We start from the raw sequence: 19,476 nt of genomic DNA on the forward strand, positions 1-19,476 counted from the left end.
GGTGTCACCGAAAACCGGGGGCAGGCCGGACCCGGTCATTGACCGGTCAGTACACGAGCCGGATCCGTGCGAGCGGCCCGATTGGCCGGGAAGAACGCTCCGATCACACAAAACCCAATGGCGAAGCCAAACGCCGCCAGCAGCAGCCAGAGCGGAAACTCGAAGTAGGTCCGCGGCTTGTAGGGGAAGTCTGGGATGTAGCTGGCGGACACCCAGTCGAACACCCGACCGGCAGCGATCGCCAGCGCCACTCCCACCGCGCCCGCGAGCGCACCGACGATCGCGGCCTCGCTGATGATGATGCGGCGGATGTCCCCGCGGCTGGCCCCGATCGCCCGCATGATCCCGAGCTCTTGTTGGCGCTCGTAGATCAGCATGAAGAACACATGCATGATGTTGATCGCGGCGATCCCTACGATCACGACGCTGACGAACCCAAACACCATCATGAAGATGGTGATCAGCAGCGCGGCCTGCTCGGCGCCGGTGTCGGTCACGTCGAGGTTGAGCTCTTTGACCGCGGCGGCGACGACAGCGACGTCGTCTTTGGAGCCGATCTGTAGCACCGCCGAGTGGTACATGGACGCGGAGGCGGGCTCGCCAAACTCCACGTTGAGGCGCCTGACGTAGCCAACAGGAAACGTCATGCCGAGGTTGATCGCCTTGTCGGAGAACCCGACGAGCATGCCCCGGGCCTCGTAGGTGTGGTCCTTGGCCGAGGCGTCGACCATCGACGCGCCAAACGTGAGGTCGAAGGTGAAGCCGACGGCGGAGTCGGGGTTGATCTTGGGGAACCCGTGCGCGCGCCGAACCGACCCGTTGTAGAGCTCGACGATGTGGTTCGAGATGATGATCGGGATGTACTTGCGGCAGCGCGGCTGCTCGATCGGCTTGGGCGGCGGCGCTTTGCCAGCCTTGGCGGCCCGGGCCACGGCCTTTTCCCAGGCGGCCAGCTCGTTGACGCCCCAGCAGTACGATTGCTCGTCGTGGGCCTCGACGCACTGCTCGTTGGTCTCGCAGGGGGTCGCCGAGGGCAGGGTCTGCCAGTCGTCCCAGGTTGTGGCGTCGGCCTCGAAGTCTTCGAACACCAGCCGCTTGGCGATGTCGCCCCGGACCAGCTCGGGCTCGACGCCGTCGGCGATGAGCTCGGCCCGCAGGTTGTTGCCGAACAGCTTTTGCCCGCCCCAGACCATGGACGGGATCGTCAGCTTCATCTTGGGGTAGACGGCTTCGACGCTGGGGATCGCCTTTAGCTGGGCGACCTTGGCGTCGTCGATGATCTCGTTGCCCAGCGGCACGCGCAGGACCGAGACGTCGACGTCGAAGCTCTTGGGCACGACCTCGAGCTTGTCGAGCGGGAAGATCTTGCCAAGCACGACCTTGCGGACGCCGCCGCCCAAGGCCAGGAAGAAGGTGAACGCGGCGATCCCAACGATGATGCCGATCGACGCGAGCAGGAAGTGCCTGCGGTTGCGGCGGATGTCGTCGACCGCGATGCGGAACAGGCGAGCGGCCCTCATGCCGAGTGCGCCTCCGTCGTGCCAGCCGTGTCGCCAGCTGCGTCGCCAGCCGCGTCACCAGTTGGATGCTGGAATTCGCCAGCGCCCTCGACGATCTGACCTTGGTCGATGTGGACGATCCGCTTGCAAGCCTGGGAGATCATGTGGTCGTGGGTGACGATCACGAGCGTGATGTCCTGTTCTTCGTTGAGTCGGCGAAACAGCGCGAGGATGGACTGCGCCGTGGTGATGTCGAGGTTGCCGGTTGGCTCGTCGCAGATCATCAGGCGCGGCCGGTTGAACAGCGCGCGGGCGATCGCAACCCGCTGTTTTTGCCCGCCCGAGAGCGTGTTGGGCAGCGCGTCGCACTTGTCGGAAAGCTCGACCTCGGCCATGACGGCGCGCGCTCGCTCGAGCGCCACGCTGCGCTCGATCGCGTCACCGCCGCGGGCGAACACCGCCGGCAGCGCGACGTTCTCGATGCAGGTCATGTGCTCGAGCAGGTAGAAGCTCTGGAAGATGAAGCCGATATTTTGATTGCGATAGGCGCTGATCGACACGTCGTCGAGCTCGCGCAGCTGCTTGCCGTCGACCTCGACCGAGCCTTCGTACTGGCTGTCGAGCGCACCCACGACATTGAGCATCGTGGTCTTGCCGGAGCCAGAGCGCCCAACAATAGCGACGAATTCGCCTGCTTCGATGTCGAGGTCGACACCTTTGAGGACCTCATTGACCACCTTGTTGGTGGTGTAGCTTTTTCGGAGCCCGCGCAGGCGGATCATGGCGCGAGACGATAGCCGCGCGGTGCCAGGTGGTCAAACCCAGCTGTCGTGCGACAGTTTGTCAGATGTGCTCTAGCTGCGGGTTATCGCAGCTTTCGCGCGGTGGACGCTGAGCGTCAGGCCGTTACACTCGGGCCATCATGAGCGACATGGCCACGGTGTTCGACAAGATTCTCGACGGTGAGATCCCCTGCCATCGCGTCTACGAGGACGAGCGAGTGCTCGCGTTCTTGGACATCTCTCCGCTCGCGCCGGGACACACGCTGGTGATCCCCAAGCAGCGCAAGGCGTTTCTGCACGAGCTCGACGACGAGTCTGCCGCGGCGATCGGCCGCGCGCTGCCTCGAGTCGCGCGCGCGGTCATGGCTGCGAGCGGCGCGAGCGAGTACAACATCTTGCAGAACAACGGGCGCGGTGCCCATCAAGCGGTGTTTCACGTGCACTTTCACGTGATCCCGAAGATCGAGCATCAGGGCCTGGGGATCAACTGGCGGCCGGGAGCGCTCGACAGCGGCGAAGCCCGAGACCTGCTCGAGCGCATGCACGCAGCGCTGAGCGCTGAGCGCTGAGGGCTGAGCGGGCTCAGCTTCCGCCAAGCTCGAACGCAAGCTCGACGCTGGTCGGCTTGGTGCCGCTTGGCTTGGGAAACTGCCAGTCCCGCGCGAGCGTGAGCACGCAGTCTTGGACGTCGCGACTGGCAAACGCGGAGCGCTCGCTCAGCTCGGCCTCACTCACGCCGCCGTCGGCGTCGATCTTCAGCGCGACGACGATCGTTCCTGCGAGCTCCGGCGTCGCCGCGAGCGCGCGCCCGTGGCAAGCCCGGATGTCGTCAGCGTGGTCGCTGGCGGTGCGCCGAATGATGTCGCGGTTGAGGCCGCCGTTGATCATGGGGACCTGGATCTCGAGCCGGACGCTGGCGCCGTCAGCTGGGGGGGCGAAGGCTTCGGCGCCGTGCTCACGCTGGGCCTGCTCGCCCTCGGCCTCCTCGTTGAATGCGGCGGGCTTTGCCGCGGGCTCTTCAGGGGGCTGTGCAGTAGGGGCGATCGCGTCGGGCTCCGCCGCGCCGCCGGGGGCTTGGTTTTTCGCGTCGGCGCTGGCGTCGGCGTCTTCGGCGATCGGCGTGCTCGCGTTGTTGGGCGACGCACAACCGAGCACGACGGTGAGCGTGAACAAGAGCAACGAGCGCGGGCCAGTCACAGATCGCATGGCCAGATGGTAGTTGTTTCTGGCGTAGGGTGGGGGAGCGCCCGATCACGAGTACAGCGACCCCGGCCACAGCTTGAGCACCACCGCGCGCTGGGCCCGTTCGCTGCGCCAGTAGTCCGATTCGGGATCCAGCGCGACGCTGCCCGCGATCAGCTCGCGCAGCTGATCCTCGAGCCGCCCGCTGAAGACTGCATCTTGCACGACGACGTTGGCTTCGCTCTCCCAAAAGCTCGCGGTCGCGTCCAAGTTTGCCGAGCCGATGCTGGCCAGCCGCCCGTCGACGGTGACCAGCTTCGCGTGGACATAGGGCCGAAACCGACCGCCGCGGGCAACGACCTGCTCGCAAGTTGGCGGCTCGAATTCGTAGACCTTCACGCCCGCGAGTAAAAGCGGCTCGAGCCGGGCTTTGACCATCAGCTCGAACAAGGTCCGGTGCATGGGCGCGGGGAAGAAGCTGCCGTCGGCACGGCGCGCGGCCGCGCTGCCGGTCAACAGCTCGACCCGCACGCCGCGAGCGAGCAGCCGCCGGATCGAGCGCTCGAGCGCGGTGACGATCGGGAAGTCGTTGACGATGTAGACGTGGTCGTTGGCCAGCTCGAGCATCGACTCGTACATGGCCAAGCCGTTGGCGTCGGCGAGGCCGCGATGGACCACCAACCGACCCGCGGCAGTCCCTTTGACCGCCAGCTCGGGCAGCAACCCGGGCTCGTTGTCGGGCGTCAGCGCGCCGCCCTGTTCGTGCCAGGTCTGCAAGAAGCTGCGCTGGATCTCGCGGACCAGTGGCCCTCCGACCTCGACGTGCGCGTCGAGCCACGGGATCCGCTCGTGGCGGGTGTTGTCGTGGATCGGGATCTCGGCGAAGCCGGTGTAGTACTCGTCGCTGGCGTTGCGGCCAGACACGATCGCGCGGCGTCCATCGATGATGATCAGCTTTCGGTGGTCGCGGCGCTTGAGCTTGGTGACCTCCACGTCGTGGCGCGTCTCGATCCGCTCGACCGCGAGCACGGAGATGTTGGGTTCGGCGCGGAGCGAGCTGAGCAAGGGGTTGGCGCGGCCGAGCAGCTCTTCCTCGGAGTACAGGGCGTCGAGCATCAGGCGAACGCGGACACCGGCGCGGGCCCGGCGGATCAGCGCGACGATCAGCCGCTCGGTGAAGTCGCTCGGCCGAACGATGTAGAACTGCAGATGCAGCGAGTGCGTCGCGCCCTCGATCAGCTCGAACAAGCGCTCGCGTGCCTGCCTGTTGTCGAGCTCGGCGTGGAATTCATTGCCCGGGATCAGCTTGGAACCGGTCGCGTGATCGAGCCGCCACGTGTCTCGATCGGCGCGCTGCCAGGCTTCACGAAAGGCCCGGGCCCGACCTAGCAAATGCTGAAAGTCGCCCGCGTTGGCCCGACGGATCGCCTCGTCGTGGGACAACAGCTCGATCGGATCGGCGCTGTCGCGGTCGGTCGGCGGGATGTCGTCGCTGATGATCGCGCTGACCGGTACGCCCTTGGCGCGGAGCTTGCGAACCGCGGTCAGCCCGAACATCTGGGCGAAGTTGACCCCGAGGCTGGTCAGCTCCTGCTCTTGCCCGCCGTAGATCAGCGTCGCGGTTGGGGGGATGCGGAGGGCGACCATCGCGTCGTGGATCGCAGCTGCCCGGTTCTTCTCGTGGATGTCGAAGAACGCGATCTCGAAGCCGGCTTGTTCGAGGGCCTCGAGCAGCGCGAGGTCGGGGCCGAGGCGCTCGGGGTGATCGAGGCCCGGCAGCAGCAGCTGGGCGTGGATCAGCGCGAGCGGGCGGCCGTCAGCGACCTGCAGCGTGCGGCTACCAATCAGCTCATTGCTTGGACCGACGCGCCCGGTCGCGGTTGCGAGCTCGACCCCAACCCGATAGCGGCCAGGGTCTGGCGCCCGGATCATGGCGCGGACCTCGTTGCGATCTTCGATCGGGTTCTCGGCGACGAGCTGCTTGTCGAGGTAGAAGCGGGCGACCGTGCCGAGCTTGGCGGTGACGCCAAGGTTCGCCTGCAGCTCGACCCACTCGCCAGGGCTGGTCAGCACGTCACGCTCGATCCCGCCGATGAAGCTGCGCAGCGTGGGGCTGCGACTCCAGCGCTCGAGCGTCGCGCTCAGCGCTCCGGCGACGGCGTCAGCGAGCGGTCGAGGCTCGGACTCGGCGCCAGAGAGCGCCGTGTCGGCGTCGAACAAGCCGACGATTTGCCGTAGACGGACGCTCAGGTCGTGGCGGTCGGGCACCTTTGAGAGTATCGGGAGGAGGGCAGGTTGGCGAGCCCCGGCCTGGGAGGGGGCACCAAGCTCAGCTCCCATCGAGGTCGGAGAGTCCGAGCCTCCGGGGCCAGAAAAACAGCGTTCATTGGCGACTCAGGGGGCACGCACGGAGGGCTCGCGGTCGGTTTGCGCCGCGAGCAGACGCCGGTACAGGCGCGCGGCCCGGTCGGGGCGGCGCAGGGGATGTCCGAAGTCCCAAAGCAGGTGGGCAGACGCTCGCAGCAGACCAGGGGCGTGGTTCCAAGACCGCAGGCGCCCCGCGTAGCACAGCGCGCTGGGAGCCAGCTCGCCCTCGAGCAGCGCGAGCAAGTCGGTGGCCCAGCACTCGAGTCCGGCCGCAAATTCCACGGTTGGATCGGGGCAGGCGTGGCTGACGAACGCGCACGCGCGCGGCTCGTAGACCAAGGTGACCGGGGCATCGTCGTCGCGCAGCGACAGACACAAGCGCGACCACGCGCCGCTGTCGAGCTTTGCGGGCAGCGAGTGGAGCTCGCAAAACAGCGGGGTGCCATACAAGTAGCGGGCGAAGTCGACGAGCTCGGCGACGAGCGTCTCGCGTCCGTTTGAGCCAAGCCGGGTGCGTCCGCACGCGGAGGCATAGTCCTGAAGGAGCGGCCCCTCGCCTCGATAGTCGCGGGCGGGCCAGGACGCGGGCGGCCGCGCGCGGAGGAAGGTGCGCTCGCTGTGGGTCGCGACGATCGCGGCGTCGCGCATGACCACGCTGTGTCCGGGGATCGGCGCCGACACCCGACCCGAACCGGTCAGCTCCGCGAGGGCGCTGGCGAGCCGCTGCGAGTCGATCGGGAACAGGTGGTGGTTCATCCAGGCGCGCGCGCGATCGAAGCTCCAGCCACCGCCACAGATCAAGGTGGCGAGTGGAGCGCCCCAGCTGGCCGCCAGCAGGGCGTGGCGGCGCTCGAGCGCGCGCGCGAGCGCTGGCGTATCATCGAGGGAGGGATCGGGCGGCCCTGAATTCACCGGCTCGCGCGCGCGACTGTTCTCAGCTCGGGCTTCAGCTCGGGCGAGGGCTTCTCGCCCGCTCGCGGGCGCCTCCGTAGACTGGTTCACCCTTGGCAGCGAACGCAGCTCCTGAAAGCTGGCGCGCGAACAATTGTTGGCGACGGCCCAGACCCCGGCGCTGCCCAGCGCGCGCAGGCGCGACAGGTCAGCGTCACGCGGGCGCACGTCGATCGAGGTGAACAGGCTGCCGTGCCCGCCGCGATCCTGGATCAGCAAGGGGAACACGTCCCACTCGTCCGCTTGCCGGCCGCCGCGATGGTCAGCGCAGAAGCTCAGCACCCGCAGCTCACCGAGCTCGAGCGACGACTCGGGTTCGAGGGGCCGCACAGCCGCGAACCCCATGTGGGAGAGCAGCTCGCTCGCGGCGATCGAGGACCGGCTCGACAGGTAGATCGGGATGTCGCGATCCAGGCGATCGAGCGAGGGCAGGTCGAAGTGATCGTCGTGCTCGTGGCTGAGGAGCACCGCGTCGATCGGCGGGAACGCGGCGAAGTCGAATTCGCGCGGGGGGTAGACCTCGCCGACCAGACCGCCATGCCCAAAGCGATCACCGAGCAGGGGATCGAGCAGTACGTTGGTCGTGGCGGTCTCGATCAACCAGCCTTGGTGACCGAGGAAGGTCGTTGCGAACATCGGCGGGCCTTCGCTCCGAGCTCCATGCTAGCGACCCTCGCTAGCCGTTGGAGTCGCGCCCTCGACTGATCGCGGCGCAGGTAGCTGTGTAACACCGTTGGGCCAGATCGCTCGCGCGGGCGCCGGGATGACGTACAATCTGGCTGCCCGGTCACCGGACCAGCCGGGCCGCGCATCATGAACAACCCATACGGCATCTCGAACCAGGGACCGGGCTACGGACAGCCGAGCCACGGACAGTCCAGCTACCCCCAGCCGACCCCGCAGTACGCCCAGCCGGGCTACTCGTACCCACCTCCGCCCGGCCAGGCTCCGCCGCCGCAGTACGGTCAACCTGGATACGTCAGCTACGGCCAGGGCGCCGCGCCGCCCAACGCACATGTCCCCGCGCCAGGTTTTCACCAGCCCAACGAGCTGAGCAAGCTGTCGGACGACAGCCAGCTGTGGTTGATGGTCGCGGCCGGCGGGTTCTGGTTTGGGTTCGGCTGGATCACCGGCCCGCTCGGTTGGTACTTCGGCAGCCAGATCCGCGGCAAGTACCGCGCGCTTGGCCACCACCCGTGCTCGTCGGCCAATTGGGCCTGGGGCATTGGCATTGCGACCACGCTGATCACCTACGTGGGGTTGATGTTCATCGTGTTGGCCGTGATGGCGATCGCCGGCGTCATCGCGCTGTAGCGCTGCGCAGGCAGGCCTCGAGCCCGGCGCGATAGTCGGGGTAGCGGAGCTCGACGCCGAGCTCCGCCTGCAGGCGATCGTTGGCCACGCGCACATCGTCCTGCCAGAAGCTGCGCGCCATCGCAGACATGTTGGCCGCCTCGAACGCGACGGCCGGTGGCGGCTCGACGCCGAGCAGCGCCGCGGCGTGGGCCAGGACGTCCGCGCTGCTCGCCGGGTGGCCGTCGGACACGTTGTAGGCCCGGCCCTTGGTGGGGCGCTGGGCTTCGTGAGTCGAGCGCTCGATCGACGCCGCGAGCACCCGCGTGATGTCGTCGACGTGGATCCGGTTGAACACCTTGCCCGGCTTGATCACGCGCGTCGCGGTGCCGGCGAGGACCCGCTCGATCGCGCTGCGACCGGGGCCGTAGATCCCGGCGAGTCGGAACACTCGGGCGCCACGCTCGAGCCACGCGTCTTCGGCGACGAGCCGCCGCTGGGTCCGCGGCTTGCTCGGACGCCGGGGGCTGTGTTCGTTGACCCACGCGCCGCCGTGATCGCCGTAGACACCGGTCGTCGACAGGTAGCCGATCCAGCGCAGCTGCGAGCGGGGCAGGGCGTCGATCAAGGCCGCGTGCCAGCGCAGCACCGGGTCGCCGTCCGGGCCGGGCATGATCGAGTGCAGCAAGTGGGTCGTGCCCGCCAGTGCCTGCTCGGCGTGCTCGAGCGGCGCGTCGGCGTCAAACCGGTGCAAGGCCCAGCCGGGTTGCTGCAGCGAGGCTCGCTTGGCCGCGACGTCGCGGGTGGTGCCGGCGATCTCGAACCCCTGGGCGGCCATGCGCGCGGCCAGACGCGTGGCGCTGTAACCCAGTCCAAAACAAAACAGGCGCGGCGGCATGACCTTGGTAGGTATCCCTCAGGCGCGCGACCGTAGCCACATCTTCATGCCGTGGGCCGGACGCAAGGTCACGGCCGCCTCGAGGCTGAGGTCCTGGCCGGACACCAATTCGACGCTGAAGCGCTGCAACAAGGTCGCTAGCACCAGCTTGGCCTCGTACAGGGCGAAGTTGACGCCAATGCACTGGCGCGGACCGCCGCCAAACGGAAGGTAGGTGTAGCGTGGCCGCGCGGCGACTGTCTCGGGCAAGAAGCGATCTGGGTCGAAGCCCTCGGGGTTGGGCCAGTGCGCAGGGTGGCGATGGATCGTCCACGGTGAGATCGCCACCAGGGTGCCAGCGGGGATGCTGTAGCCGTCGAGCTCGAGGTCGACCAGGGCTTGGCGCTCGATCAACCAAGCCGGTGGATACAGGCGCATGGCCTCGTCGATCACCCGGCCGGTGTAGTCGAGCGCCGCCAGATCCTCCATGCTTGGTGGCCGATCGCCGCAGACCGCACGGATCTCGGCGACGACGCGGCGCTCGATCACCGGGTGACGCGAGAGCAGCATGAAGGTCCACGTCAGCGCCTGGGCCGTGGTCTCGTGTCCAGCCAAGACCAAGGTTGCGACCTCGTCACGCAGCTCGCGGTCGCTCATGCGGATCTGGCCGGTCTCGTCGGTCGCGGCCATCAGCATGCTCAGCAGATCACCGGTGTCTTCGCGGCTGTTGCGGCGCTCGGTGATGATGCCCTGGACCACGTCATCGACGACCTGCATGGCGGCCTTGAAGCGAAGGTTGCGTGGTGTCGGCACCCACGGCGGCGGGACCAGGAGCATCGACACCGCGAGGTGGTTGGCGTGCTCGAGCACCGTGGCCAACGCCGGCCCCATGTCGCCAGCCTTGTCGGACAGCTCGGTCGAGAACAGCGTGAGCCCGACGATGCGGAACGTCAGCGACAACAGCTGCGTGTGCAGATCCACGATCGGCAGCTGCGCCCCGCGGTGGTTGGCCACCAGCTCGTCCCACTCGTCTGCGAGCTCGGTCGAACAGCGGACCATGTGGTCGCAAAACCCGAGCAGGCGCTTGTGGTGAAACGCGGGGGTCATCAGCTTGCGCTGGCGCCTCCAGAACTGATCTTCGCTGGTCAACAAGCCCTTGCCCACGACCAGCTCCAGGCCCTGATAGGTGGGGCTCTTGTGGAAGTCGTCTGCGCGCTCGAGCAACACCGTGCGGATGTCCTGGGGGCGGTGGATCGCCACCATGTCGAAGGGTCCAAACCGGTAGCGGACCGTGTCGCCGTGCTCGCGACGCCCTCGCTCGAACATCGAGAGCGCGTCGGTGCGAACGTCGACCATGCTGCCGAGCAAGGGCAGGCCCTCGGGCCCGGGCGGTAGCTTGCGATCGTGGTTTGACCGGCGACGCGTGAACGCGTTGGCGAGCTGGGCGAAGGCCGGCGACGGGGAGTCCTTCATGGATGGATGATGCCAGGCGTGACGGCGGCGCAGGCTGCGGCGCACCGCGACCCTGTGCACCGCGACCTGATCGAGCCCCGCCAGCTCGGGGACATGTCGAAATTGCCGGACCCGATCAGCGGTTGGTGGAGGCCACGACGTTGTCTGTTGGTTTCGACCCGCATACGATGTGCGCAGCCGTCGACGATCCCTTCGCCCGTGTTGGACCTGATTGGACCTGACTGGACCTGACTGGATAGAGCCGCCCGATGTTTGACCCACGATTGTTCTGTACCCCCCTCCTGACTGCGCTCACGATCTGTGTGGCTACAACCGCCTCGGGCTGCGGCGACGCGGGTGAGCTCGCAGATACAAACGGATCGGGTGAGACCGAGACGACCGGAGCCGACACTGGCGAGGCCGAGGACACCGGCGAGACGGGGGACACCGGCGAGACCGGAGACGAGCAAGAGCCGCCTCCGCCGCCGCCCGCCTACGACGAGTGGGTCCCGATCGAGCTGCCCAACACCTATTGCAGCGACGGCAGCCAATACAAGTTCTTCGTCAATTGGCATGAGGGCGCCGATGACCTCATGGTGATCTTCGAGCCGGGCGGCGCGTGCTGGGACTACGAGAGCTGCTCGGGCGAGCTCGGCAAGCTTGGCGCCGCCAACCCCAACGGGATCTCCGACAACCACATGGAGGCCTGGGGGATCCATTCACCGTTGGTTCGGCGCGACAGCTCGCAAAACCCCATGCGCGACTGGAACATGGTGTTCGTGTCTTACTGCACCGGGGACGTGCACACCGGCAGCCGTTCGGTGACCTACGAGAGCAAGGACGGGACCAAGCAGCTCGCCTACAAGCACGTCGGACACGACAACATGGTCGCGGTCAGCGAGTGGCTGGGCTGGCAGTTCCCGGCAACCGACAAGCTCTACGCGGGCGGCTGCTCGGCGGGCGGAGCTGGTTCCAACGTCAACTACTTCTTCTTGCGCGAGGCGATCGCCCCGAACTTCGGCTACCTCGTCAATGACTCGGGTCCGCTGTTTCCCAACTCGGTCAACTCGGCGCCCTTGCACGAGCAGATCACCACCGCTTGGGGGCTCGAGACCGTCATCGACGAGACCCCGATCGCCGCCGCGCTGACCGAGGACTTCGGGTCGATCAACGCCGAGATGGCCGACCTGTTCCCCGACGATCGCCTGGCGATCACCTACTTCGTTCGTGACTTCAACTACTCGCGCTACTCCTACGAGCGCTTCTTCGAGGGCATCGATGAAGAGGGCATCCACCAGAAGTTCTGGGAGGACTCGCTGCTGCTCATGGACCAGTACGACGACCGCGAGAACCTGGCCTACTTCCTGCCCTACTTCCGCAACATCAACGACAGCCACTGCGCGTCGATCATCGACTTTGGCCTGACCGACGTCGGCGAGTGGCAGCTCGGCGACTTCATCGAGCTCGTGCTCGATGACAGCCTGCCGCTGCAGAGCTTCGTCGACCCCGATGGGTCCCAGGGGCCCTGAATTCACCCCCATGCAACGCCACCAAATGGACCACGAGTTGAGCTGCACGCCCGCGCGCATGTGGCCGCTGTACTTCGAGGACGCCTTCAACGTGCAGATGTACGAGCAGGGGTTGGGGTTCCCCTCGTGCAAGATCGTGGAGCGCCGCGACGACGGCGACAAGCTGTTCCGGCGCATGGCCATGATCCCCAAGCTCGAGATGCCCAAGGCCGTCGCCAAGCTCGTTGGGGACCGGGTCGGCTACGAGGAGTCGGGCGACTGGATCCGCAGCGAGGGCGTGTATCGCTGGCGCCTGTTGCTGGCCGCGTTTGGCGAGAAGCTGCGCGTGGCCGGGACCATGCGCCTCGTCGCCCACGGCGACGGTCACTGTCGGCGGGTCGTGGAGTTCGAGGTCGACGCCAACATGTTCGGGATCGGCAAGCTGGTCGAGAACACCGCGGCCCAGAACACCCTCGAGGGCTGGAACAACAGCGCCAAGTGGATCAACAGCTACCTGAAGGACCACCGCTGAGCTGCGCCATACCGGCGGCCTGCGGGGGTCACCTCCCCTACATCGTTCGGGAGACCTGCAATTGGTAGGTCGTGCACATTGGGTTGTTCTGGAACCTGAACACGCGGACCCACACCGTGGTTGGCCACGGGATGTTGTCCATGTACTCGAGCTGCTCCATGTCGGGGTTGAGATCGCTGAAGCTCCACTCCGACAGCGGCGGGGCGCTTGCCCCAAATTCGGCCGCTAGACCCTGTCCATAGGCTTGCGCGCCGCAGTCGCGGTAGACCTCGAAGCGGTAGTCGTCGTTGCCGTTTTCGGCGAACTCGATCACCGCGGTGCCGGCCATGGGGCGGGTGTCCGGCATCAGCGGGAAGTCGACCTGATACCAGTCTTCGGCGCCGTTGCCTTGGCCGTTGTCGGTGTCGACGATCGCACCGACCGGCATGTCCGTGCTCATCTCACCGATCGGGAAGGCCCCGTGATAGGCGCTGCCTTGCCCACAGCTGGTCCCGACCTGGGCCGGATCTGTCGCGCAGTCGCCGGGGTCACCGTCGCCGTCGCCGGTGGTGCCGGGGTCGCCGTCGCCGTCGCCAGTGGTGCCGGGGTCGCCGTCGCCGTCGCCGGTGGTGCCGGGGTCGCCGTCACCGTCGCCCGTGCCCATGTCGCCGCCAGTCTCGTCGACCGTGCCGGCCTCGGCGTCGGCATCTGTCCCCGCTTCTCCGTTGGAGAACATGGGGTCGTCGCGGTCATCCGTGGGCGAACCACATGCGAACACGAAGGCCGATGCGAGGGGCAGTACGAGGACGGGGATTAGTCGACGGGGTAAAGACATGAAAAATACCAGGCAGCTAATCGTGGACGCGAGGCTAGCACGACTGGGGGAGGGCTTGAAAACCAACGGCCTTCGCCAGGCTCACTTTTGGGTGCGCGAGCGGGGCGTCCGGTCCGGGCGCCGTCGCCACGAAAGCGATGGATTGGCCTTCTGGACAAATGCGCAAGCTTCGCCAGGCGCCCGCCAAAGCGGGGGGGAGCTAGAGTCAGCTCACTGCTCGCGCGCAGGGGCGAGCTGGGCGATCTCGGCGAGCAGCTCGTAGCTGCGCACCCGCGCCGCGTGGTTGTGGGTGATCGTGACGACCAGGAACTCGTCGGTGTCGTAGAGCAAGGCCAGACGATCGAGCCCGCGCGAGACGGTCGCGGGTCCGCCGTACAGTCGCAGCGCACGCAGCTGCCGACGCATGGCCGCAGCCGCTGGGCTCCACTCGTGGGCCAGCGCCTGCTCGGGGGCCGGAAACCGGATGTGCTGACCAAGCTGTAGGCTCAGGTACCAAAGCTCGGTGCTGCTGATCAGGCGTTCGGCCTCGGCGTCGTCGTTGGCGACCAAGATGAACGCCCCCACGGCGACCCGAGGTCGAGGGAGCCACACCGAAGGGACGAAGGCCTCACGGTAGGCGTCGACCACCATCGCGCCCGTGGCCCCGCCGATGAACTGCGCGAAGCAAAACCCCCAGCCGAGCTTGGCCGCCAGCGCGGCGCTCTTTGATCCGGAGCCGAGCAGCCACGGCTGCGGGGGCTCGATCGATCCGGTTGGCATCGCCATCACCGGTTGGTCCGAGCTGGGAACACCGTCGTCGCGCACGTAGCCGCCAAGCTCGCGCAGCTTGGTCTCGAACAGCGTCTGTTCGAGATCGGGCGCGCCGTGGTTGGGCGCCAGCGCGCGCGCGCCTCGGCTGTCGGTGCCCGGCGCGCGGCCGACCCCCAGATCGATGCGACCCGGGTGCAAGGCCGCGAGCATCCGAAATTGCTCGGCGACCGCGAGCGCGCTGTAGTGCATCAGCATGACGCCGCCGGATCCCACCCGGATCGAACGGGTCTTGGCGGCCACGTGGGCCATGAGGATCGTGGGGCAGGGGCCCGCGAAGCTCTCGGTCGCGTGGTGCTCCGCGAGCCAGTAGCGCTCGTAGCCCAGCTGTTCGGCCCGGACTGCCAGATCGACGGACTCGCTGATCGCCTGGGCGGGGCTGCGACCTTCGGCGACGGGGGACTGATCGAGGACGCCACAGCGGTAGCGAGGCATGGGGTGGTTCATACCCCAGTCGGACCGTGCTCGACCGTGCTCGACCGTGCTCGACCGGGCTCGACCGGGCTCGACCGTGCTCGACCGGCCAGCTCCACGCGGGTCGACACCTTCGCTTCGCGTCGGCGACACTGCTGGGGTGACGGCCGTGCGAGAAGGTGAGGGGCTCGCGGGGAGTGGCGGCGCCGCACAGGGCTCGCGCGACTGCGTGCTGGCGATCGACCTTGGCACGTCGGGTCCAAAGGTCGCGGTCGTGACCCTCGACGCGAAGGTCGTCGGGTGGCAGACGCGCCCGGTTCCACTGTCGCTGCTCGACGGCGGCGGCGCCGAGCAGGCGCCCGCCGACTGGTGGCGGGCGATCTGCGAGGCGGCCACCGCGGTGCTCGAGCAGACCGGGGCGGCCAAGCGGATCGTCGCCGTCGCGGTCACCTCTCACTGGTGTGGGACCGTGGCCGTGAACGGGGCGGGCGAGCCGCTGCGACCCTCGATCATCTGGCTCGACGCCCGCGGCGCTCGGCATGTCCCGGAAATCTGCGATGGCCTGATCCGCGTCGAGGGCTACGGCGCGCGCAAGCTGGCCAAGTGGGTGCGTCTGACCGCAGGGGTCCCCAGCCTCGCGGGCAAAGAACCGGTCGCGCACCTGCTGTGGCTGCGCCACAACGAGCCCGAGGTCTACGCCAAGGCCGCGATGTTTCTCGAGCCCAAGGACTGGCTCAACTTCAAGCTCACGGGCGTGTTTGCGGCCACCTTCGACTCGATCACGGCGCACTGGGTGACCGACAATCGCAGGCTCGACTCGATCAGCTACCACCCCGACTTGCTCGAGTGGATCGGGGTCCCACGCGCCAAGCTGCCGGATCTGTGCGGGGCGACCGAGGTCATCGGCGCGCTCACCCGGGAGGCGGCCGCGGGCTTGGGGCTTGGTGCGGCGCGTGGCGACGGGATCCAAGTGATCGGGGGGACGCCCGACATCCACTCGGCCGCGGTCGGCTCGGGCGCCGTCGACGATCGCCAGGCGCACATCTATGTTGGGACCTCGTCGTGGGCGACCTGCCACGTCCGCTACAAGAAGACCGACGTCCTGCACAACATGGCCTCGCTGCCGTCTCCGCTGCCAGGTCGCTACTTTGTCGCGGCCGCGCAAGAGAGCGCGGGCGTGTGCTTTGAGTACCTGCGCGATCACTTCTTGTTCGTCGACGATGCGCTGGGAACGGGCGCCGCGCCAGACGACTTTTGGCAGCGGCTCGAGCGAGTCGGCGCGACGGCGCCGGTCGGCAGCGGCGGGCTCATCTTCACGCCGTGGCTGTACGGCGAGCGCTGCCCCGTCGCCGACGACACCCTGCGCGCGGGCTTTCACAACATGTCGCTGCGGACCGGGCGAGCCGAGCTGATCCGCTCGATCTACGAGGGCGTGGCGTTCAACACCAAGTGGCTGCTGAAGTATCTCGAGCGGTTTGTGGGCGCGCGCTGTGATCCGATCCGTTTCATCGGCGGCGGCGCGATGTCGCGGCTGTGGTGCCAGGTCATGGCGGACGTGCTCGATCGCGAGATTCACCAGGTCCTCGAGCCGCGGGCCTGCAACGCGCGGGGGGCCGCGCTGCTGGCCTCGATCGGGCTTGGGCACCTGCAGGTCGAGGACATTCCCAGCCGCGTGGGCGTGGCCACGTCGTTCTCGCCGAACCCCGCCCACCGTGAGCTCTTGGATCGGCAATTTGCGGCGTACCTGCAGATCCACGCCAAGAACGCGCCGATCCACCGTCGCCTCAACCAATCTGCTCGATCGCGGCGTCGTGGGTCAGCGAGTTGAACCGCGGTGAGACCTGCATCGACGCCAGCGCGAGATCGGTGGTGCGCAGCAGCTCGTGGGCCCGAGGTGGATCGCCACCGAGCCAGTCTGTGACCGCGTCAGCCTCAATGATCGCGGGCATGCGCTCGTGGATCCCACGCAGCTGCGGCCCGGCGGGGACCGTGATGATCGAGAAGCCCGGCGGCTCGAGCACGGCCGCGAACAGCAGCGCCTTGCCGTCGTCTCGGTGAAACCACCACGGCTGCCGCTGCCCGTCCCGCCGCTCCCACTCGAAGAACCCGTCCGCGGGGATCAAGCAGCGCCCGCGCACAAACGAGGCCCGAAACAGCGGCGTGGTTGCGACCGTCTCGGCCCGCGCGTTGATCACCAGCTTGCTCGGCTTGCCCGGGCGCGCCTCGCTGCGCAGGCCAAAGGTGCCGCGATCGAGGATCGCCCGGCCGCCGCGAGCGCGGACGACCCAGTGGTCCTGACTGGGCCCCACGTTGTAGCGCGGCCGGTAGTCGGACCGCGCGAGCCACTGCGACAGCCCTTCGACCTCGAACCCCGGGACCGCGTCGGCCAGCAGCACAGCCGCGGCCCGATGATTCGGCGCGCTGAGGCTCAGGCGTCCACACATGCGCGGCGGCTCCCGCTACTCGACCGGCATGTCGAGCTGGCTGCTGACGTGCGGCTGCTTGGCGAAGGTCGCCTTGTCGAGCGCCTTGTCGAGGCCATCTTGGGCGGTGATCGTGCCCTCGCGCACCAGCCGGTCGAGGGTGGCGTCCATGCCCTGCATGCCGTCGCGGGCCCCGGCCTGGATGATGCTGTCGATCATCGAGGTTCGGTTCTCGCGGATACAGGTCGAGACCGCGTTGGTGCCGATCAGGATCTCGTGGGCGGCGATCCGACCGCTGCCGTCGGCGCGCTTGAGCAGCTGCTGGGCGACGATCCCCGCGAGCGACTCACCCAGCATCCCGCGGATCGCCGGCTGCTGCCCAGCCGGGAACACGTTGATGAAGCGATCGATCGTCGCCGCGGCCGAGTTGGTGTGGACCGTGGCGAAGATCAGCACGCCGTAGCTGGCCAGCTGCAGGGCCAGGCGCATGGTCTCGGGTCCACGCAGCTCGCCAACGAGGATCACGTCGGCGTTCTCGCGCCCGGCCGAGCGGATCGCGTCGGCGAAGCTCGGCGAGTCCGAGCCGACCTCGCGGTGCGTGATCAGACACTTGACCGGCTGATGCACGAACTCGACCGGGTCTTCGATCGTGAGGATATGGCCCGCGCGCTCGTGGTTGATCCACGAGATCATGGCGGCGAGCGTGGTGCTCTTGCCGCTGCCGGTCGGCCCGGTGACCATGACCAGGCCCGAGCGCCGCTTCGCGAGCTCGAGCACCTGCGAGGGCAGGCCAAGCTGCTCGGCTGTGAGGATCTTCGAGGGGATGGTCCGAAACACCGCCCCGGGGCCGGTGTGCTTGTAGAGATAATTGCAGCGAAACCGGGCCCGAACCTGGCCACCGGGTCCTGGCAACGAGTACGCAAAGTCGAGGTCGCGCTCTTTGTGGAACCGCTCGCGGGTCGGCTCGTCGAGCAGCTCGTCGAGCAGCCGCCGCATGGTGGGCTCGTCCAGCGGCTCTTGCCCATGCGGCACGAGGTCGCCCTTGAGCCGCAGCATGGGCGGGTAGCCCACGCTGAGGTGCAGGTCCGAGGCGCCGGTGTCGAGCATCACGCCGAAGTAGCTGTCGATCGCTGGCATGGCGCTATCCCTCATCCTTCTGGCGGCCGCGCCCAAACATGTTGCGCACGGCCCCGAGCGCCGTCTTGCCCAGATCTTGGCCGGAGGCGTCTTGTTTGGCGGCGGCGACCTTGACCCCGCCAGGGGTGATCATCCGCGGATCGTCAGCGTAGCGGCGCGCGGTCTGTTCGGTGATCACACCGGCCGCGAGCAGCTCGTTGAGCGAGGTCTCGGCGCTGATCATCCCGTAGTTGCGCCCGCGCTGCAGCAGGCTGGACATCTGAAACAGCTTGTTCTCGCGGATCAGGCTCCACAGCGGCACGTTGCCGGTGATCAGCTCCGCGGCGGCGACCATCTTCGTGCGGTCCGCGGTCGGGACCAGGCGCTGGGAGACCACGACCTTGAGCGCCCCCGCGAGCGTCGAGCGGACCTGGGCTTGGTCCTCGGGCGGGAACATGTCGATCAGGCGCTCGATCGTCTTGGCGCCCGAGGGCGTGCTCATGCTGGCGATCACCAGGTGCCCGGTCTCGGCCGCCTGCAGCGCCATCTCGACGGTCTCGCGATCGCGCAGCTCGCCAATGATGATCACGTCGGGGTCTTCGCGCAGCGCCCCCTTGAGCGCGTGGTGGAAGCTCTGGGTGTGGAGCCCGACCTGGCGCTGGCTGATCACGGCCTTGCGGATCGGGTGCACGACCTCGATGGGATCTTCGACCGTGATGATGTGATGCGGCTTGGTCCGATTGACCAGATCCACGAGCGCCGCCATCGTCGTGGTCTTGCCTTGCCCGCTGGGGCCCGAGACCACCGCGAGGCCCTGGTGGTGCTGCGCGACCTTGTGCAGCTCGATCGGCAGCCCGAGCGCCTCGAGGCTGGGCGGACGCAGCACGATCAGACGAAAGCAGCCCTTGAGCCCGGACTGGCCCTTCGCAAAGTTGACCCGCAGGCGGCCGGTGTTGGGCAGCTCGACCGCGAAGTCCGTGTAGCCAAGCTCGTGCAGCTGCGCGGTGGCTTGCTCGCCCGCCTGCTCGAGCAGCGACATCAGCATGCGCTCGACATCTGCAGTCTCGAGCACCGGGCCCATGGGCTCGAGCTCGGCGAGCCGACGCAAGCGCGCCGGTTGGCCGCCGATCACGTGGACGTCGGTGCAGCCAGCCTCTCGAGCCTCGCGGAGCAGCGCACGGATCCGAGCTTCCGGGCCGCCCTTGTCCCAGGTGCAGCGCGGTGGTCGGGTCGTGAAGTCGACGCCTTCGCCGTGCCTTGGCGCGGATGCGGATGCGGATGCGGGGGCGGATGCGGAAGGTGAGCCCCGGACGGCGTCGACCGATGCCACGGCGCTGGCGATGAGGGCGTCAGCGGCGGATGGTTTGGCGGCGGCCGGTTTGGCGGCGGCCGGTTTGGCGGCGGCCGGTTTGGCGGCGGCCGGTTTGGTGGCGGCCGGTTTGGCGGCGGCCGGTTTGGC

At 67.9% G+C, this 19,476-nt stretch carries 17 protein-coding genes; 5 read left to right on the forward strand and 12 right to left on the reverse strand.

Features of this window, described 5'->3' with window-relative positions:
- Nucleotides 1-35: 35 nt before the first annotated feature.
- Both DB30_RS23545 and DB30_RS23550 read right to left on the reverse strand, forming a co-directional pair.
- Complete coding sequence (locus DB30_RS23545; protein ID WP_052552787.1) at nucleotides 36-1,520, reverse strand: ABC transporter permease; 1,485 nt, start codon at nucleotides 1,518-1,520, stop codon at nucleotides 36-38.
- Nucleotides 1,517-2,281 carry an ABC transporter ATP-binding protein gene (locus tag DB30_RS23550; RefSeq protein WP_052552789.1) on the reverse strand — a complete coding sequence of 255 codons (765 nt, stop codon included), beginning with the start codon at nucleotides 2,279-2,281 and terminating at the stop codon, nucleotides 1,517-1,519. The genes DB30_RS23545 and DB30_RS23550 overlap by 4 nt, the downstream gene beginning before the upstream one ends.
- Nucleotides 2,282-2,421: 140 nt before the next feature.
- Between DB30_RS23550 and DB30_RS23555 the strand changes: the two genes are divergently transcribed.
- The gene (locus tag DB30_RS23555) at nucleotides 2,422-2,850 is read left to right on the forward strand and encodes an HIT family protein (protein WP_240480310.1); all 429 of its coding nucleotides are present in this window, start codon (nucleotides 2,422-2,424) and stop codon (nucleotides 2,848-2,850) included.
- 13 nt (nucleotides 2,851-2,863) lie between these two features.
- On the opposite strand, the gene DB30_RS23560 is transcribed toward DB30_RS23555, so the two are convergent.
- The 3 genes from DB30_RS23560 to DB30_RS23570 all read right to left on the reverse strand — a co-directional run bounded on the left by DB30_RS23560 (nucleotide 2,864) and on the right by DB30_RS23570 (nucleotide 7,417).
- Nucleotides 2,864-3,487 carry an AgmX/PglI C-terminal domain-containing protein gene (locus tag DB30_RS23560; protein WP_146660286.1) on the reverse strand — a complete coding sequence of 208 codons (624 nt, stop codon included), beginning with the start codon at nucleotides 3,485-3,487 and terminating at the stop codon, nucleotides 2,864-2,866.
- Nucleotides 3,488-3,532: 45 nt separating this feature from the next.
- The gene (locus tag DB30_RS23565; protein ID WP_052552793.1) at nucleotides 3,533-5,731 is read right to left on the reverse strand and encodes a phospholipase D-like domain-containing protein; all 2,199 of its coding nucleotides are present in this window, start codon (nucleotides 5,729-5,731) and stop codon (nucleotides 3,533-3,535) included.
- Between the two features lie 126 nt (nucleotides 5,732-5,857).
- A complete protein-coding gene (locus DB30_RS23570; RefSeq protein ID WP_052552796.1) occupies nucleotides 5,858-7,417 on the reverse strand; it encodes an MBL fold metallo-hydrolase in 1,560 nt (519 codons plus the stop codon).
- Between the two features lie 177 nt (nucleotides 7,418-7,594).
- On the opposite strand from DB30_RS23570, the gene DB30_RS23575 reads away from it, so the two are divergent.
- Nucleotides 7,595-8,095, forward strand: coding sequence for a hypothetical protein (locus tag DB30_RS23575; RefSeq protein ID WP_052552798.1), 501 nt, complete (start codon nucleotides 7,595-7,597; stop codon nucleotides 8,093-8,095).
- Here the strand turns inward: DB30_RS23575 and DB30_RS23580 are convergent.
- Nucleotides 8,082-8,972, reverse strand: coding sequence for an SDR family oxidoreductase (locus DB30_RS23580; protein WP_052552800.1), 891 nt, complete (start codon nucleotides 8,970-8,972; stop codon nucleotides 8,082-8,084). The genes DB30_RS23575 and DB30_RS23580 overlap by 14 nt on opposite strands.
- Nucleotides 8,973-8,990: 18 nt before the next feature.
- Complete coding sequence (locus DB30_RS23585; RefSeq protein WP_052552802.1) at nucleotides 8,991-10,424, reverse strand: cytochrome P450; 1,434 nt, start codon at nucleotides 10,422-10,424, stop codon at nucleotides 8,991-8,993.
- A 248-nt stretch (nucleotides 10,425-10,672) separates the two neighbouring features.
- On the opposite strand from DB30_RS23585, the gene DB30_RS23590 reads away from it, so the two are divergent.
- On the forward strand, nucleotides 10,673-11,932 hold the full coding sequence (locus DB30_RS23590) for a pectin acetylesterase-family hydrolase (RefSeq protein ID WP_146660290.1): 1,260 nt from the start codon (nucleotides 10,673-10,675) through the stop codon (nucleotides 11,930-11,932).
- Between the two features lie 10 nt (nucleotides 11,933-11,942).
- Complete coding sequence (locus DB30_RS23595; protein WP_052552806.1) at nucleotides 11,943-12,443, forward strand: DUF2505 family protein; 501 nt, start codon at nucleotides 11,943-11,945, stop codon at nucleotides 12,441-12,443.
- 37 nt (nucleotides 12,444-12,480) lie between these two features.
- Here DB30_RS23595 and DB30_RS41630 read toward each other — a convergent pair whose 3' ends face one another.
- Both DB30_RS41630 and DB30_RS23605 read right to left on the reverse strand, forming a co-directional pair.
- Nucleotides 12,481-13,200 carry a hypothetical protein gene (locus tag DB30_RS41630; RefSeq protein ID WP_205633045.1) on the reverse strand — a complete coding sequence of 240 codons (720 nt, stop codon included), beginning with the start codon at nucleotides 13,198-13,200 and terminating at the stop codon, nucleotides 12,481-12,483.
- A gap of 267 nt (nucleotides 13,201-13,467) precedes the next feature.
- Nucleotides 13,468-14,499 (reverse strand): LLM class flavin-dependent oxidoreductase, encoded by a 1,032-nt coding sequence (locus DB30_RS23605; protein WP_052552819.1) that lies wholly within the window; start codon nucleotides 14,497-14,499, stop codon nucleotides 13,468-13,470.
- 139 nt (nucleotides 14,500-14,638) lie between these two features.
- On the opposite strand from DB30_RS23605, the gene DB30_RS23610 reads away from it, so the two are divergent.
- On the forward strand, nucleotides 14,639-16,306 hold the full coding sequence (locus tag DB30_RS23610) for a xylulokinase (protein ID WP_276204375.1): 1,668 nt from the start codon (nucleotides 14,639-14,641) through the stop codon (nucleotides 16,304-16,306).
- Here the strand turns inward: DB30_RS23610 and DB30_RS23615 are convergent.
- The 3 genes from DB30_RS23615 to DB30_RS41635 all read right to left on the reverse strand — a co-directional run.
- On the reverse strand, nucleotides 16,263-16,922 hold the full coding sequence (locus tag DB30_RS23615) for an SOS response-associated peptidase (RefSeq protein WP_052552810.1): 660 nt from the start codon (nucleotides 16,920-16,922) through the stop codon (nucleotides 16,263-16,265). The genes DB30_RS23610 and DB30_RS23615 overlap by 44 nt on opposite strands.
- A gap of 15 nt (nucleotides 16,923-16,937) precedes the next feature.
- Complete coding sequence (locus tag DB30_RS23620; protein WP_052552811.1) at nucleotides 16,938-18,038, reverse strand: type IV pilus twitching motility protein PilT; 1,101 nt, start codon at nucleotides 18,036-18,038, stop codon at nucleotides 16,938-16,940.
- A 4-nt stretch (nucleotides 18,039-18,042) separates the two neighbouring features.
- Nucleotides 18,043-19,476: type IV pilus twitching motility protein PilT (locus tag DB30_RS41635; protein WP_146660298.1), on the reverse strand; the 1,434-nt coding region annotated here is incomplete at its 5' end.

The organism is Enhygromyxa salina, from assembly GCF_000737335.2.
Taxonomy (GTDB): Bacteria; Myxococcota_A; Polyangia; order Nannocystales; family Nannocystaceae; genus Plesiocystis; species Plesiocystis salina_C.

Bases quoted from the DNA above. Each gene is read 5' to 3' on its own strand.
- DB30_RS23545 (WP_052552787.1), bottom strand. From the start codon at position 1,520: ATGAGGGCCGCTCGCCTGTTCCGCATCGCGGTCGACGACATCCGCCGC.
- DB30_RS23550 (WP_052552789.1), bottom strand. From the start codon at position 2,281: ATGATCCGCCTGCGCGGGCTCCGAAAAAGCTACACCACCAACAAGGTG.
- DB30_RS23555 (WP_240480310.1), top strand. From the start codon at position 2,422: ATGAGCGACATGGCCACGGTGTTCGACAAGATTCTCGACGGTGAGATC.
- DB30_RS23560 (WP_146660286.1), bottom strand. From the start codon at position 3,487: ATGCGATCTGTGACTGGCCCGCGCTCGTTGCTCTTGTTCACGCTCACC.
- DB30_RS23570 (WP_052552796.1), bottom strand. From the start codon at position 7,417: ATGTTCGCAACGACCTTCCTCGGTCACCAAGGCTGGTTGATCGAGACC.
- DB30_RS23575 (WP_052552798.1), top strand. From the start codon at position 7,595: ATGAACAACCCATACGGCATCTCGAACCAGGGACCGGGCTACGGACAG.
- DB30_RS23580 (WP_052552800.1), bottom strand. From the start codon at position 8,972: ATGCCGCCGCGCCTGTTTTGTTTTGGACTGGGTTACAGCGCCACGCGT.
- DB30_RS23585 (WP_052552802.1), bottom strand. From the start codon at position 10,424: ATGAAGGACTCCCCGTCGCCGGCCTTCGCCCAGCTCGCCAACGCGTTC.
- DB30_RS23590 (WP_146660290.1), top strand. From the start codon at position 10,673: ATGTTTGACCCACGATTGTTCTGTACCCCCCTCCTGACTGCGCTCACG.
- DB30_RS23595 (WP_052552806.1), top strand. From the start codon at position 11,943: ATGCAACGCCACCAAATGGACCACGAGTTGAGCTGCACGCCCGCGCGC.
- DB30_RS23605 (WP_052552819.1), bottom strand. From the start codon at position 14,499: ATGCCTCGCTACCGCTGTGGCGTCCTCGATCAGTCCCCCGTCGCCGAA.
- DB30_RS23615 (WP_052552810.1), bottom strand. From the start codon at position 16,922: ATGTGTGGACGCCTGAGCCTCAGCGCGCCGAATCATCGGGCCGCGGCT.
- DB30_RS23620 (WP_052552811.1), bottom strand. From the start codon at position 18,038: ATGCCAGCGATCGACAGCTACTTCGGCGTGATGCTCGACACCGGCGCC.